The sequence below is a fragment of the Streptomyces sp. NPDC002776 genome, from assembly GCF_053592195.1.
Genome location: NZ_JBSFVG010000001.1, coordinates 780395 through 794487 on the forward strand (window position 1 = coordinate 780395; position 14093 = coordinate 794487).

Here is a 14093-nt window from a genome sequence, read left to right on the forward strand (position 1 = left end):
GTTACGGCCTCAGGGCTGGAGCAGTTCCACCTTCACGTCGGCGGGGAAGCCGGTGCTGGGGCCGACGCGGCGGGCGAACTCGGCGACCGCCTGCAGCTGAGGGGCGCCGAAGCGGAAGTCGAGGGTGGTGAAGTACCGCTCCAGGATCCGCTCGTCGAAGGCCTCCCAGCGGGCCGCCTGTTCGGCGACCTTGCCGACCTCTTCCAGGGAGAGGTTGCGGGAGGCGAGGAACGCCTCGTGGACCTTGCGGGTGATCAGCGGCTCGCGCTCGAGGTAGTCGCGGCGGGCGGCCCAGACGGCGAAGACGAACGGCAGGCCGGTCCACTCCTTCCACAGCGCGCCGAGGTCGTGCACGTCGAGGCCGAAGCGCGGACCGTCGTGCAGGTTGGCGCGCAGGGCCGCGTCGCCGATCAGTACGGCCGCGTCCGCCTCCTGCATCATCAGGCTGAGGTCGGGCGGGCAGGTGTAGTAGTCGGGCTGTACGCCGTAGCGCTCGGCCAGCAGCAGTTGCGCGAGCCGGACCGAGGTGCGCGAGGTCGAACCGAGGGCGACCCGGGCGCCGTCCAGCTTCTCCAGCGGGACCTGCGAAACGATCACGCACGACATCACCGGTCCGTCGCAGCCGACAGCGATGTCGGGGAAGGCGACCAGGTCGTCGGCGTTCTTGAGGAACTCGACCAGGGTGATGGGCCCGATGTCGAGGTCTCCCTGCACCAGCTGCTCGCTGAGCTTCTCCGGGGTGTCCTTCGTGAGCTCGAAGTCGAGGAGCGTGCCCGTTCTCGCGAGCCCCCAGTACAGGGGCAGGCAGTTCAGGAACTGGATGTGGCCGACGCGCGGCCGGGTGCGAGAATTGTCCACATCGCGAGGCTAGACCCTCTGGGGTACGCTCCAGACTTCGGCCCCGACGTCAAGCGGTTTTCGGCCCTTCAAACGTTCGGGTGACGTGATCTTGACCTCTATTGCTTTCGGCTGCCCGCGTGCTAGGCTCGCCGCAAGTTGCAGTTTGGTTTCCCTTGCAGTACAGAGCCTGCGGAGCATGTAACCGCAGGCTCTAGTCGTTTTCAGAAGTATGCAGTGCAGGCATTTGCTCTCACACTTGCAGGTTCTGGAGCAGGGCAACCCTTTGGGCCCAAGGAGGGCTTATGGCTACCGGAACCGTTAAGTGGTTCAACGCCGAAAAGGGCTTTGGCTTCATCGCCCAGGAGGGCGGCGGCCCCGACGTCTTCGTCCACTACTCCGCGATCAATGCGAGCGGCTTCCGTTCGCTGGAGGAGAACCAGCAGGTCTCCTTCGACGTGACCCAGGGCCCGAAGGGCCCGCAGGCGGAGAACGTCACCCCCGTCTGAGGCGATTCCCGCCTCTGATCCGGACCTGAGAGCAGTACCCAAGGAGCCCCGCGCCGTCAGGCGTCGGGGCTCCTGCCTTTTTCCGGGGCCCCGCTACACGTGCTGCATGACCAGGACGAACGTCGTGCCGGGGGCGAGGGCCTCGTAGGAGTGGGGGACGTCTCCGCGGTACGACATGTAGTCGCCGGGGGCCAGTTCGACCTCCTCGCCCGCGGGGCCTGCCTTCATCCTGCCGGTGCTCACGATCAGGTGTTCGACCGAGCCCGGGATGTGCGGCTCCGACTCCCGGGGCGGGCCCGGTTCGGCGCGCAGGTGGTAGATGTCGCGGCGGGCGCCGGGTGGGCTGGCGGAGAGCAGGGTGGCGGCGTACGCGGCCTTCTCCGAGGCGACGGTCGGGCCCTGACCGGCGCGGATGACCTGGACGGACGGGGCAGGGGGTTCCACCAGGGCGCTGAACGGCACGCCGAGTGCGACGCCGAGCGCCCACAGGGTTTCCACGCTCGGGTTTCCGCTGCCCGCCTCCAGCTGGGAGAGCGTGGATTTCGCGATGCCGGCGCGCTTGGCGAGTTCGGAGAGGGAGAGGCCGGCGCGAGTGCGTTCCCTGCGCAGGGAGGCGGCGATCCAGTCCAGGGGGAGCCGTGGGGGCGGGGTGTCGGCCATCTGCGTTCGCTCCATCGGTACGATCGTTCGCCTTGACGGACGAGGGGTCTGCTGTCCATCGTAGTGAACATGCGTACGGTGTGGCGAACGGTGAGTGGGTCCCGTGAGTTGGTCCGGGACGCCTCGCTGGTGTGGGTGGCCAGTGGGGTGGTGGGGGTGTCCTTCGGGGCGATCTCCGTGGCGGGCGGGCTTCCGGTGTGGGTGCCGGTGGTGATGTCGGTGGTGGTGTACGCCGGGTCCGCGCAGTTCAGTGCGGTGGGGGTGTTGCTGGCGGGGGGTGGGCCGCTCGCGGCGGCGGCGACGGGGTTGCTGCTGAACACCCGTACGGCGGCCTTCAGTCTGGCGGTGGCGGACGTCCTGGCGAGCGGCGGCCGGTTCTCCCGCTTCCTCGGGGCGCATCTGGTGACCGACGAGACGGTGGCCTTCGCGCTGGCGCAGCCGGATCCGGGGCGGCGGCGGGCGGCCTTCTGGGTCTCCGGGGTGGGGTTGTTCGTGGTGTGGAACGTGGGGGTGCTGGCGGGGGCGGTGGCGGGTACGGCGCTCGGGGATACGGCGGTGTACGGGCTGGACGCCGCGTTCCCGGCGGTGCTGGTGGCTCTGGTGCTGCCTGTGCTGCGGGGGGATGCGCGGGTGCGGCGGTGTGCGGTGGTGGGGGCGGGGGTGGCTCTGGCGGTGTCGTCGGTGGTTCCGGCGGGGGTGCCGGTGCTGTTGGCGCTGGTGGGGCTGGCACTGTACGGGCGCGGGCGGAAGGTCGGTTCGGCGTGAGTGCGACGGTGGGCTTGATCCTGGTGCTGGCGGTGGGGACGTACGCGTTTCGGCTGGCGGGGCCTGTGCTGCATGGGCGGGTGGAGTTGTCGGGGCGGGTGCGGGAGTTGTTGGCGGGCGGGGCGGTGGTGCTGTTGGTGGCGCTGATGGCGACGGGCGCCTTGACGGAGGGCGGGGACTTCGCGGGCTGGGCCCGTCCGGCGGGGGTGCTGGCCGGAGGTGTACTGGCTTGGCGCCGGGCCCCGTTCGCGGTGGTGGTCCTGGGAGCGGCGGCCGTGGCGGCGGGGTTGCGCTGGCTGGGGGTGCCGTGACCGTCGGTCGGGGTCGAGGTGGGGGTGGGCACGCTCCCCCGCGCTGGCGGGGGGCCGCTGCGCCCACCCGTGCCGCCCCAGCGGCACGACTGCCCGCAGCTGGGCGGGGTATGGGGCGGCGCCCCGCTCCTTTGGGGAGGGGGCGCCGTGGGGGTGTCGGTTACTTGGGGTCCGCGTTGAAGCGGGCCGTGGACCAGCGGTAGCCGAGGGCCGTCAGGGCTGTGCACCAGGCCAGGGTCAGCCAGCCGTTGATGCCGATTTCCGTGCCCAGCAGGAGGCCTCGGAGAGTTTCGATGGCCGGGGTGAAGGGCTGGTACTCGGCGATCGGCTGGAACCAGCCCGGCATCGCGTCCAGCGGAACGAACGTGCTGGAGAGCAGCGGCAGCAGGATCAGCGGCATGGCGTTGTTGCTCGCCGCCTCCGCGTTCGGGCTGACCAGCCCCATGCCCACCGCGATCCAGGTCAGTGCCGTGGCGAACAGGACGACGAGTCCGAACGCCGCCAGCCACTCCACCACCGTCGCGTCGGTGGAGCGGAAGCCGATCGCCACCGCCACCAACCCGACCAGGACCACGCTGGCCACGGCCTGGAGCACACTGCCGATCACATGGCCGATGATCACCGACCCCCGGTGGATCGCCATGGTCCGGAAGCGGGCGATGATGCCCTCGGTCATGTCGTTGGAGACGGAGACCGCCGTGCCGATCGTGGTGCTGCCGATGGTCATCAGCACCAGCCCCGGCACCACGAAGGCGATGTACGCGGCCCGGTCCGGCCCCCCGCCCCCGATGCCCGCGCTCATCGTGTCGCCGAAGATGTACACGAAGAGCAGCAACAGCATGATCGGCGTCAGCAGCAGGTTCAGGGTCATCGACGGGTAGCGCCGGGCGTGCAGCAGGTTGCGGCGCAGCATCGTGGAGCAGTCGCGCACGGCGAGGGACACAGAGCTCATCGGACGTTCTCCTTCGGCTGGTTGGGGACGGTCGCGGCGCCGCCGGTCAGGGCGAAGAACACGTCGTCGAGGTCAGGGGTGTGCACGGTCAGCTCGTCGGCCTCCACGTCCGCCGCGTCGAGCCAGTCGAGGATGGCGCGCAGTTCGCGCTGGCTTCCGCCGCTGGCGATCTGCAGCGCCAGCGCCTCGTCGTCCCGCGTCGTCTCGTGCAGCGCGGACGCTGCGGCCCGGTAGGCGGCCGGGTCGGTGAAGCGGAGCCGTACGTGCCCGCCGGGGACCAGCCGCTTCAGTTCGTCGGCGCTTCCCTCCGCCGCGATCCCCCCGTCGTTCAGCACCGCGATCCGGTCGGCGAGTTCGTCCGCCTCCTCCAGGTACTGCGTGGTGAGGAAAACCGTGACCCCGCCCGTGACCAACTCCCGGATGATCTGCCACATGGTGTGCCGTGAACGGGGGTCCAGCCCCGTGGTCGGCTCGTCCAGGAAGATGATCCGCGGGCTGCCGACCAGCGTCATCGCGATGTCCAGGCGGCGCTTCATACCGCCGGAGTAGGTCGAGGCCGGCTTCTTCGCGGCCTCCACCAGGTCGAACCGCTCCAGCAGTTCGGCCGTCACCCGCCTGCCCTCGCTGCGGGACAGATGGTGCAGGTCCGCCATGAGGAGCATGTTCTCCTCGCCGGTGATCAGCCCGTCCACGGCGGAGAACTGACCGGTGACCCCGATGGCGGCCCGTACCGCCTGGGCCTCGGTGGCGAGATCGTGCCCGGCGACGCTCGCCCGGCCGCCGTCCGCCGAGATCAGGGTGGAGAGGATCTTCACGGCCGTGGTCTTGCCCGCACCGTTCGGCCCGAGCAGGGCGAAGACCGTGCCTTCCGGTACGGCCAGGTCGATCCCGTCGAGGACCGTCTTGTCGCCGTAGGACTTCCGCAGTCCGTCCGCCGCGATCGCCAGGTTGGTCATGAGAAGGGCTCCTTCGAAGGCTCGGTGGCTCAGAGGCTGCGGGCGGTGATGTCGCCGTGGGTGGTGGTGGCGTGGAGGGCGAGGGGCGCGGCGGAACCCTCGCTGTTCTTCAGGGAGTTGTGGACGCGGCCGTAGCCGGTGCCCGCGTCGAGGGAGGCGGATACGCCGGGGGCGGCGCCGACTTCGATGTCGCCGTGCTGGGTGGTCAGGGTGACGGTGCCGTGGGTGGCTTCGGTGATGTGGATGTCGCCGCGCTGGGTGGTGATGTCGGCGGGGCCCGTGAGGCGGCCGACGGTGATGGTGGCGTCGTGGGCGGTGAGGCGGGCGCCGGCGGTCTCGTCGAGCTTGACCGAGCGGTAGCCGCCGTCGAAGTCGACGTCTCCGAGGCGTCCGACGCCGCGCAGTTCGGCGGCGTCGGCCTTGGCCTGGACGTGGGAGCCGGCCGGGAGCTGGACGGTGACCTCGACGGAGCCGGTGTTGCCCAGGAGCCGGTGGGTGGCCTCGGGGGCGGTGATGCGCAGGACGCCGTCCTCGTAGGCGACTTGGACCTGCTCGGCGGCCTTGATGTCGTGCTTCTTGGTGGCGCCGGCGGGGCGGATGTCGACGGTGGTGTCGGTGCGGTCGCTGGCGATGATCTGGATGCGTCCGGCGGGGATGTCCAGGACGGCGGTGATGGCGGCGGGGGTGGTGAAGGTCTGCATGGTGGCTCTCCTGGTTCAGGTGGCGGGCATTCCGTCCGCCCGTCGTTTCTGTTGATGGAAAGCTACGTTGCGTTCGAGATTTTGGCAACGCCTTCGTTGCACATAAACCCAGTAACAGCAGGCCACAGGCTTGAAATCGTTGCAACGGAACTGAAACTAACGCAACACCCGCCATCCCAACCGTTGCAATGGCTAGGAAATGAACGCTATGCTGACCGCATCAGGACCCACGAAGGAGACAGCGATGCCCGGAGGCAGGCTCACCCAGCAGGAACGTCAGCAGATCGCGCTGGGACTGGCCGACGGCCTCGCCTACGCGGAGATCGCCCGGCGCCTGGACCGCCCGACCTCGACCGTCACCCGCGAGGTCATGCGCAACGGCGGCCCCACCGGCTACCGCGCCGACCTGGCCCACCGCGCCACCGAACAGCGCGCCCACCGCCGCAAGCAGGCCGCCCCCCGGGACCCGAAGGCGCCCGCACCGGCCTACGGACGCGATCCCGAGGCGGTGCGGGAGTACGAGGAGGCGTTCACCACCCTCCTCATGGCACAGGGCCTGCCCAAGATGATGTCCCGGGTGCTGACCTGCCTCTTCACCACCGACGCGGGCAGCCTCACCGCCGCCGAACTGGTCCAGCGCCTCGACGTCAGCCCGGCGTCCGTCTCCAAGTCGGTGGCGTTCCTGGAGAACCAGGGGCTCCTCCGGCGGGAGCGCGACGAACGCCGCCGCGAGCGCTACGTCGTCGACAACGACGTCTGGTTCCAGTCCATGATGGCCAGCGCCCGCGCCAGCTTCGACCTCGCCAAGACCGCACGGCAGGGTGTCGGCATCCTCGGCGCCGACACCCCGGCCGCAGTCCGCCTGGAGAACATCGCCCGCTTCGTCGACTTCGTCGGCGAGAGCATCGCCCGCGCCGCGGAACAGGCCCGCGACATACTGTATGCGGAGCCGCCCGCACCGGCGTCGGACGACGCCAACTCCTAGTAGGCGAGCCTTACTTCGGGCCCGGACCGATCTCCGCCCACACCGTCTTTCCGACGTCCCGTTCCGCCACGCCCCAGGCCGTCGCCAGCAGCGTCACCAGGATCAGGCCCCGGCCGCCCTCGCCGTCGGCCTCCGTCACGTACCGCAGTTTCCGGTCGCCCCGCGCATCGCTCACCTCGATACGGAGAGTGCCCTCCGGGAGCAGGAGCAGCCGCAGTTCGAAGGCGCGGCCGGGCACGCGGCCGTGCGTCACGGCGTTGGCGGCCAGCTCCGCGACCAGGTGCTGCGCGGTGTCGCTGACCTCGCCGTCCGGGGCGTAACCCCACAGGGCCAGTTGCTGGGTGGTCAGGTGCCGGGCCAGCCGGGCGCCGCGCGGAGTGGCGCTGATGCGCTGGGCCAGTTCAGCAGTGGGGGTGGTGATTTCGGCGTTCACGTCACCGAGAGTGGCGGGTTCTCTCTACCCTGACCAGGAGGAACGGGACGACGCTGGGTATCTGTACGACTGCGCTGAGTGCGGTGTGCGGGTTGTCGTGAGAGAGGGTGCGGACGTGAGCAAACGGGGTCCTGAGACACCGGCGGAGGCGGACGGAACGACGGGGTTGTTCACGGCCGTGGGCAAGATGCTCCGACTGCTGCGGGAGCGGAAAGGGCTGACGCAGAAGGAGTTCGGGGCGCTGGTGGGGTACGGGCCGGACGCGATCTCGGCGATCGAGCGGGGCGTACGGACGCCACAGCCGGATCTTCTGGAGAAGGCCGACGAAATCCTGGACGCCGGGGGCTTGTTGAAGGAGGTTATTCCGGAGGTCAGGGAGGCGATGTCCAGGGTCCGGACGCGGCACCCGGAGTGGTATCGCAACTACGCCGGGCTGGAGGCGGAGGCCGTCTCGCTGTACGACTACAGCACGATGGGCGTCCTGGGGCTGCTTCAGACGGAGGACTACGCGCGGACCGTGTTCACGCAACGGCACCCGCCGCTGGACGAGGAGACGATCGAGAAGCGGGTAGCCGACCGGCTCTCCAGGCAGCAGCTCTTCGAAAAGTGGCCGCCGCCGGAGTGCAGCTTCGTCATCGAGCAGGCCGTGCTGGAACGGCCGATCGGCGGGTCCTCGGTGCACTCCGGGCAGCTTCGGCAGTTACTGCGCATCGGGCGCCTGCGCAACGTGCAGCTTCAAGTGATGCCGACAGGCCGACACGAACACCCCAGCCTGGGAGGCTCGTTCACGCTGCTGATCCCCAAGGGGAGGGAACAGGTGGCGTACATGGAGGTCCAGGGATACCCGCGTCTGATTACCGACCGAGAAGAGGTGCGCATCCTCGCGGCCCGTTATGGGATCATCCGGGCTCAGGCTCTCACCCCGGACGAGTCCCTGGACCTGATCGAGAAGATGCTGGAAGAGCGATGACCATAGAGAAGTTGAACTGGTTCAAGTCGAGCTACAGCGACGGCGAAGGTGGACAGTGCCTGGAGGTCGCCGTGACCCCCTCCACCATCCACCTCCGCGACTCCAAGAACCCCTCCGGCCCCCGGCTGACCCTCACCCCCACCGCCTGGTCCGCCTTCCTCGCCTCCCCCGGAGGGAACCCGCGATGATCAGGGGCGCTCGTACAGCGCCTCGATCTCGGCCGCGAAGTCCCGCATGACCGCCGCCCGGCGCAGCTTCATCGACGGGGTGAGGTGGCCGGTGAACTCCGAGAAGTCCCTGGGCAGGATCGCGAACCGGCGGATCGACTCGGGGCGCGAGACCAGCTTGTTCGCCTCGTTCACCGCCCGCTGCACGACGGCCCGCAACTCCTGGTCGTCGACGAGGAGTTCGACCGGTACCGGGTGGCGGCCGTTCATCCGGCGCCAGTGGTTGACGCCGTCGGTGTCGAGGGTGATCAGGGCGGTGACGTAGGGGCGGCGGTCGCCGAGGACCATGGCCTGCGAGATGAGCGGGTGGGAGCGGAGCCAGTTCTCCAGCGGTGCCGGGGCCACGCTCTTGCCGCCGGCCGTGATCAGCAGCTCCTTCTTGCGGCCGGTGATGGTCAGATAGCCCTCGTCGTCCAGTTCGCCGATGTCACCGGTGGCGAGCCAGCCGTCCACCGCGGCCGGGACCACTCCCCCGGCGGCCGGGTCCCAGTAGCCGCGCAGCACTTGCTCGCCGGAGATCAGGATCTCGCCGTCGGCGGCGATCCGGACCCGGGTGCCGGGCAGCGGCCAGCCCACCGTGCCGAGGCGGGGCTTGAGGGGCGGGGTGACGGTGGCGGCGGCGGTCGTCTCGGTCAGGCCGTAGCCCTCGTAGATCTCGATGCCCGCACCGGCGTAGAACGCGGCGAGGCGGCGCCCGAGCGGGGAGCCACCGCAGATCGCGTGGCGGACCCGGCCGCCCATGGCGTTGCGGATCCGGCGGTAGACGAGCGGGTCGTAGAAGGAGCGGGCCATGCTCAGGGCGCGGCCCGGACCCGAGCCGGTGCCGTGCTGCTTGGCCTCCATGGCCTCGCCGTAGCGGCCCGCGACGGCGGCGGCCCGGTCGAACATGGTGAGCCGGCCGCCCTCTTCCGCCTTGGCGCGGGCGGAGTTGAAGACCTTCTCCAGCATGTAGGGGATGGCGAGCAGGCAGGTCGGGCGGAAGGCGGCGAGGTCCGCGAGCAGGTCCTCGGACTGGAGGCTCGGCGCGTGGCCGAGGCGTACCCGGGCGCGGACGCAGGCCACCGCCACCATGCGGCCGAAGACATGGGACATCGGCAGGAAGAGCAGGACCGAGATGTCCTCGGTGGATCTGGACTTGAAGACGGGGTAGAGCAGTTCGATGGCGTTGTCGACCTCGGCGAAGAAGTTGCCGTGGGTGAGCGCGCAGCCCTTGGGGCGGCCGGTGGTGCCGGAGGTGTAGATCAGGGTAGCCAGGGTGCTCGGGCCGAGCATGCCCCGGCGCACCTCGACCTCCTGGTCCGGTATCGGGGCACCGGCTTCCGCGAGCCGCTCGACATGGCCCTTCTCCATCACCCACAAGTGCTGCAGGTCGGGGAGGCGTTCGCGCTCGGGGCCGAGGGCGGCGGCCTGTGCGACGGTCTCGGTGACCAGGGCGACGGCGCCGGAGTCCTGGAGGATCCAGCGGGTCTGGAAGACGGAGGAGGTCGGATAGATGGGCACGGTCACCAGGCCCGCGGCCCAGGCGGCGAAGTCGAGCAGTGTCCACTCGTACGTCGTGCGCGCCATGACCGCGATCCGGTCGCCCGGCATCAGCCCTTCGGCGATCAGCCCCTTGGCCACGGCGAGCACCTGCGCGGCGAACCGCGTAGCCGTCACGTCGGCCCAACTGCCGTCCCCCGTCTTGCGGCTGAGCAGCACCTTGTCCGGCACCGCGAGGGCGTTGTCGAACGGCAGGTCGCCCAGTGAGCCGTGCGAGACGGGCGGCGCGAAGGGCGGTACGTACGCCTCCCGGACGACTCCGTCCAGCCGCCGTGTCTCCGGCTCCACGAGGGTGGGGGCGGGGGCGTCGTCGAAGGCGGCGGACGCGGCGAAGGAAGGCAGTGGCGTGGACACGGGCGGCTCCTGGCACGGCGTTCGCGGACGGCTCCCTGCGTGCGGAAAGGGGTTTCCGCCGGTTAGGAAGGAGATCGTACGGGGCTGACGTGTGGGGGCTGTGCGGGTTCGGGGAGGGCTCGGGGGCGGGGCTGTGCATCCTCGGGGGTTACGTGAGGGTCACTCCGGTTCGGGGCGTACAGACGCGCTTACCTCCGGTAACCTTACTCCGAAGTAAGCAGCCCGCACGAGGGGAAGCAAGGTGGAAGCCGCCATGACCGTCGTTCTCGGTGCCCTGCGCTCGCCCTTCAAACGGCCCCGCGCCGACGCCGACTTCCCGCGCGGCCGGCTGGTCCTGCCGGGCGTGCGCGTCGACCTCGCGCGGCTCGCCGCCTACGAGCGGGTGTGCGGCTTCGCCACCGGCGAGGACGCCCTGCCGCTCACCTACCCGCATGTGCTGGGCTTCCCGTCGGCCCTGCGGCTGATGAGCGGACGGGACTTCCCGCTGCCGCTGCTGGGACTCGTGCACACCTCGATCGAGATCACCCAGCGGGAGCGGCTCGCGGCCCTGGAGGAGTACGAACTCACCGTGTACGTCGACGGACTGGCCCCGCACCGGCGCGGCACCGAGGCGACGGTGATGACGGAATTCAGGGCCGGCGGGGCCGCCGTATGGGAGTCGCGCAGCACCTATCTCGCGCGGCACCGGACGGACACGCGTGCCGCAGCGCGCGAGGAACGGCCGCCGCTGCCCGCCGTCGCCGACTGGCGGCTCGGCGCGGACCTCGGACGGCGGTACGCCGCGGTCTCCGGCGACCGCAACCCCATCCACCTCCACCCGCTCACCGCCCGGCCGTTCGGCTTCCCCCGGCCCATCGCGCACGGGATGTGGACGGTGGCGCGCTGCCTGGCTGCCTACGGGGCTCCCCCGGCGGCCCGGGTCACCGCGGAGTTCCGGGCGCCGGTGCCGCTGCCTGGGACGGTGACGTACGGGGCGGAGCCGGGGCGGTTCGAAGTGCGCGGCGGCGAGGGCCGCGTGCACCTGGCGGGGACGGTCAGCTGACCGGCGGGACCCAGGGGCGGGCGTCCATCATGTTGCCGAGTCCCGCCCAGGCGAAGTTCATCAGGGTGGCGGCGGCCTGGCGGGCGGTGACGCCCGGGGTGGCGTTGGCCCAGTCGGCGAGCGACTCGGCGGCGCCGACCAGGGCCTCGGCGAGTCCGGCGACCTCGTCCTCGGGGAGGTCCGGGTCGCGGTGGGCGGCGCGGGCGGCGGCGAGGATCAGCTGGGTGACGAACGCGACGATCTCCTCGCGCATAGCGGTCGCCTCGGCGGCGAACGCGTCGCCGTGGGTGCGGGCTTGGAGGTGCAGCACCGCCCAGCCGTCCGGGTGGCGGGCGGTGTGCGTGAAGAACGCCCGCAGTCCGTCCCAGAGTTGGCGGTCGGCGGGCGCGTCGGTCTCGACGCCGGCCCGCACGGCGGCGGTGAGCGCCTGCGCCTCGCGGCGGATGCAGGCGGTGAAGAGGTCTTCCTTGGAGTTCAGGTACAGGTAGACCAACGGTTTGGAGACACCGGCGAGTTCGGCGATCTCGTCCATCGAGGCGGCCATGTATCCGCGGCGCCCGAAGGTCCGTACGGCGGCGTCCAGCATCTGCTGTTCACGGACCGCACGCGGCATTCGCTTGGACTTGACTGCACCCATGGGGCCAAGACTAGGACGTCTGCCCCTGCGCCCGAGCGGAGTCGTCGATGCCGTCCTCCTGGGAGCGGTTCGCCTCCAGGTTCGCCTTCACCCGGTCGACCCTCTGGACGATCTGCACGGAGGCGCGGTCCCGCTCCTTGCGCAGCACGACGAAGCTGATCGGGGCGGAGATCAGCAGGGCGAGCAGCACGATCCACATGCCGTTGGAGTCGCCGAGGCCGCGCGGGGCGACACCGGAGTAGACGAGGCCCCAGACGACCACGAGGCAGCCCGCGAAGATCCCGAGGCGCATCAGCGTGTAGCGGAGCATCTCAATCCAGTCTTCCGATTCCGACAAAGTCCCAAAGGTGCGACATCCAGTGAAGCATGTCGGGGCCGCGATCTTGGGGGCGGGGCTCAGTCGAGTGCGGGCCGGTGGGGGCTGGTCGCGCAGTTCCCCGCGCCCCTGAGGTGGGAACAGTGGAAGCCCGACCAGCCATACCGGCCTCGCCCTCACACCCGCATCGGCTGGGGGGACTCCCTGCGGGCCGGGTCCGGGCCCTCGTACTCTCGGATGATCTCGTACCGCGTGTTGCGCTCCACCGGGCGGAATCCCGCGTCCCTGATCAGGTCCAGCAGGTCCTCGCGGGTGAGTTTGTTCGGCGTGCCGTAGTTGTCCGCGTCGTGGGTGATCTTGTACTCGACGACCGAACCGTCCATGTCGTCAGCGCCGTGCTGCAGCGCCAGCTGCGCCGTCTGGACGCCGTGCATGACCCAGAAGACCTTGACGTGCGGCACGTTGTCGAACAGCAGCCGCGACACCGCGAACGTCTTCAGCGCCTCCGCCCCGGTCGCCATCTGGGTGCGCGCCTGGAGGCGGTTGCGGACCTTGCCGTCCTGCATGTCCACGAAGTCGTGCTGGTAGCGCAGCGGGATGAAGACCTGGAAGCCGCCGGTCTCGTCCTGCAGCTCGCGCAGCCGCAGCACATGGTCCACCCGGTGCCGGGGCTCTTCGATGTGGCCGTACAGCATGGTGCTCGGGGTCTTCAGACCCTTCTCGTGCGCCAGGCGGTGGATGCGCGACCAGTCCTCCCAGTGCGTGCGGTGGTCCACGATGTGCTGGCGGACCTCCCAGTCGAAGATCTCCGCGCCGCCACCGGTCAAGGACTCCAGACCGGCGTCGATCAGCTCGTCCAGGATCTCCGACGCCGACAGGCCCGAGATCGTCTCGAAGTGGTGGATCTCCGTCGCCGTGAAGGCCTTCAGGGACACGTGCGGCAGGGCGGCCTTCAGCTCCCGCAGCGAGCGCGGGTAGTAGCGCCACGGCAGGTTCGGGTGCAGGCCGTTGACGATGTGCAGCTCGGTCAGGTTCTCCGACTCCATCGCCTTGGCGAGCTTCACCGCCTCCTCGATGCGCATCGTGTACGCGTCCTTCTCCCCCGGCTTGCGCTGGAAGGAGCAGTAGGCGCAGGACGCCGTGCACACGTTGGTCATGTTGAGGTGACGGTTGACGTTGAAGTGGACCACGTCGCCGTTCTTGCGGGTCCGCACCTCGTGGGCGAGTCCGCCGAGCCAGGCGAGATCGTCCGACGCGTACAGCGCGATGCCGTCCTCGCGGGTCAGCCGCTCACCGGAGCGGACCTTCTCCTCCAGCTCGCGCTTGAGCCCGACGTCCATGCGTACACCCTCTCCTAGACCGACGTGACAAACCTACTCCCCCACCCTTCGGGCGGGCGGTACCCCCATACGGCCCTGCGGGCCTACACCTCTTCGGGCAACTCACCCACCCGGTTCTCCCACTTCGTGGAGAGCACGATGGTGGTACGGGTCCGGGAGACGCCCTTGGTGCCGCTGAGCCGCCGGATGATCTTCTCCAGGCCGTCCACGTCGTTCGCCCGCACCTTGAGCATGTACGAGTCGTCGCCGGCGATGAACCAGCAGTCCTCGATCTCCGAGAGGTCCTTCATGCGCCGGGCCACGTCCTCGTGGTCGGCCGCGTCGGAGAGCGAGATGCCGATCAGGGCGGTGACGCCGAGGCCGAGGGAGGCCGCGTCGACCGTGGCGCGGTAGCCGGTGATGACCCCGGCCGCCTCCAGCCGGTTGATGCGGTCGGTGACACTGGGTCCCGACAGGCCGACGAGGCGCCCAAGCTCCGCGTAGGAGGCCCGGCCGTTCTCCCTCAGGGCCTGGATGAGCTGCCTGTCCACCGCGTCCATGCGATTCGAAGCCTTCCGCT

Annotated in this window: 18 protein-coding genes; 7 read left to right on the forward strand and 11 right to left on the reverse strand. The window is 70.1% G+C overall.

Annotated features, from left to right (window positions below):
- Positions 1–9 precede the first annotated feature (9 nt).
- Positions 10–858 carry a menaquinone biosynthetic enzyme MqnA/MqnD family protein gene (locus ACWD11_RS03670; RefSeq protein WP_451281042.1) on the reverse strand — a complete coding sequence of 283 codons (849 nt, stop codon included), beginning with the start codon at positions 856–858 and terminating at the stop codon, positions 10–12.
- A gap of 284 nt (positions 859–1142) precedes the next feature.
- On the opposite strand from ACWD11_RS03670, the gene ACWD11_RS03675 reads away from it, so the two are divergent.
- Entirely contained in the window at positions 1143–1346 is a 204-nt protein-coding gene (locus ACWD11_RS03675) for a cold-shock protein (protein ID WP_003992177.1), read from the forward strand.
- Between the two features lie 93 nt (positions 1347–1439).
- On the opposite strand, the gene ACWD11_RS03680 is transcribed toward ACWD11_RS03675, so the two are convergent.
- Complete coding sequence (locus ACWD11_RS03680; RefSeq protein ID WP_389415650.1) at positions 1440–2006, reverse strand: helix-turn-helix domain-containing protein; 567 nt, start codon at positions 2004–2006, stop codon at positions 1440–1442.
- A 69-nt stretch (positions 2007–2075) separates the two neighbouring features.
- Between ACWD11_RS03680 and ACWD11_RS03685 the strand changes: the two genes are divergently transcribed.
- Entirely contained in the window at positions 2076–2771 is a 696-nt protein-coding gene (locus tag ACWD11_RS03685; protein WP_389415531.1) for an AzlC family ABC transporter permease, read from the forward strand.
- Entirely contained in the window at positions 2768–3082 is a 315-nt protein-coding gene (locus ACWD11_RS03690; RefSeq protein ID WP_389415532.1) for an AzlD domain-containing protein, read from the forward strand. Before ACWD11_RS03685 ends, ACWD11_RS03690 begins: the two co-directional genes overlap by 4 nt.
- Before the next feature lie 160 nt (positions 3083–3242).
- Here ACWD11_RS03690 and ACWD11_RS03695 read toward each other — a convergent pair whose 3' ends face one another.
- Genes ACWD11_RS03695 through ACWD11_RS03705 form a run of 3 tightly spaced genes read right to left on the reverse strand, consistent with a single transcriptional unit; the run spans position 3243 to position 5691 of the window.
- A complete protein-coding gene (locus ACWD11_RS03695; RefSeq protein ID WP_389415533.1) occupies positions 3243–4034 on the reverse strand; it encodes an ABC transporter permease in 792 nt (263 codons plus the stop codon).
- On the reverse strand, positions 4031–4990 hold the full coding sequence (locus tag ACWD11_RS03700; RefSeq protein ID WP_389415534.1) for an ATP-binding cassette domain-containing protein: 960 nt from the start codon (positions 4988–4990) through the stop codon (positions 4031–4033). The genes ACWD11_RS03695 and ACWD11_RS03700 overlap by 4 nt, the downstream gene beginning before the upstream one ends.
- A gap of 29 nt (positions 4991–5019) precedes the next feature.
- A complete protein-coding gene (locus tag ACWD11_RS03705; RefSeq protein WP_451281045.1) occupies positions 5020–5691 on the reverse strand; it encodes a DUF4097 family beta strand repeat-containing protein in 672 nt (223 codons plus the stop codon).
- Positions 5692–5935: 244 nt separating this feature from the next.
- Between ACWD11_RS03705 and ACWD11_RS03710 the strand changes: the two genes are divergently transcribed.
- A complete protein-coding gene (locus tag ACWD11_RS03710; RefSeq protein ID WP_389415536.1) occupies positions 5936–6676 on the forward strand; it encodes a helix-turn-helix domain-containing protein in 741 nt (246 codons plus the stop codon).
- 10 nt (positions 6677–6686) lie between these two features.
- Here ACWD11_RS03710 and ACWD11_RS03715 read toward each other — a convergent pair whose 3' ends face one another.
- Positions 6687–7109 carry an ATP-binding protein gene (locus ACWD11_RS03715; RefSeq protein WP_389415537.1) on the reverse strand — a complete coding sequence of 141 codons (423 nt, stop codon included), beginning with the start codon at positions 7107–7109 and terminating at the stop codon, positions 6687–6689.
- Between the two features lie 115 nt (positions 7110–7224).
- On the opposite strand from ACWD11_RS03715, the gene ACWD11_RS03720 reads away from it, so the two are divergent.
- Positions 7225–8079: a helix-turn-helix domain-containing protein gene (locus tag ACWD11_RS03720; protein ID WP_451281148.1), complete on the forward strand. Its 855-nt coding sequence runs from the start codon at positions 7225–7227 to the stop codon at positions 8077–8079.
- Positions 8076–8267: a DUF397 domain-containing protein gene (locus ACWD11_RS03725; RefSeq protein ID WP_389415538.1), complete on the forward strand. Its 192-nt coding sequence runs from the start codon at positions 8076–8078 to the stop codon at positions 8265–8267. The genes ACWD11_RS03720 and ACWD11_RS03725 overlap by 4 nt, the downstream gene beginning before the upstream one ends.
- On the opposite strand, the gene ACWD11_RS03730 is transcribed toward ACWD11_RS03725, so the two are convergent.
- Positions 8268–10199 (reverse strand): AMP-dependent synthetase/ligase, encoded by a 1932-nt coding sequence (locus ACWD11_RS03730; RefSeq protein ID WP_389415539.1) that lies wholly within the window; start codon positions 10197–10199, stop codon positions 8268–8270. It lies immediately after the preceding gene.
- 253 nt (positions 10200–10452) lie between these two features.
- Between ACWD11_RS03730 and ACWD11_RS03735 the strand changes: the two genes are divergently transcribed.
- On the forward strand, positions 10453–11241 hold the full coding sequence (locus ACWD11_RS03735; protein WP_389415540.1) for a MaoC family dehydratase: 789 nt from the start codon (positions 10453–10455) through the stop codon (positions 11239–11241).
- Here ACWD11_RS03735 and ACWD11_RS03740 read toward each other — a convergent pair.
- The 4 genes from ACWD11_RS03740 to ACWD11_RS03755 form a co-directional block, all read right to left on the reverse strand.
- A complete protein-coding gene (locus tag ACWD11_RS03740; protein ID WP_389415541.1) occupies positions 11234–11878 on the reverse strand; it encodes a TetR/AcrR family transcriptional regulator in 645 nt (214 codons plus the stop codon). The genes ACWD11_RS03735 and ACWD11_RS03740 overlap by 8 nt on opposite strands.
- A 10-nt stretch (positions 11879–11888) precedes the next feature.
- On the reverse strand, positions 11889–12188 hold the full coding sequence (locus ACWD11_RS03745; protein ID WP_451281049.1) for a DUF4229 domain-containing protein: 300 nt from the start codon (positions 12186–12188) through the stop codon (positions 11889–11891).
- Between the two features lie 182 nt (positions 12189–12370).
- The gene (mqnE, locus tag ACWD11_RS03750; RefSeq protein ID WP_389415543.1) at positions 12371–13534 is read right to left on the reverse strand and encodes an aminofutalosine synthase MqnE; all 1164 of its coding nucleotides are present in this window, start codon (positions 13532–13534) and stop codon (positions 12371–12373) included.
- A gap of 83 nt (positions 13535–13617) precedes the next feature.
- The gene (locus ACWD11_RS03755; RefSeq protein WP_250070821.1) at positions 13618–14073 is read right to left on the reverse strand and encodes an Lrp/AsnC family transcriptional regulator; all 456 of its coding nucleotides are present in this window, start codon (positions 14071–14073) and stop codon (positions 13618–13620) included.
- Positions 14074–14093 lie beyond the last annotated feature (20 nt).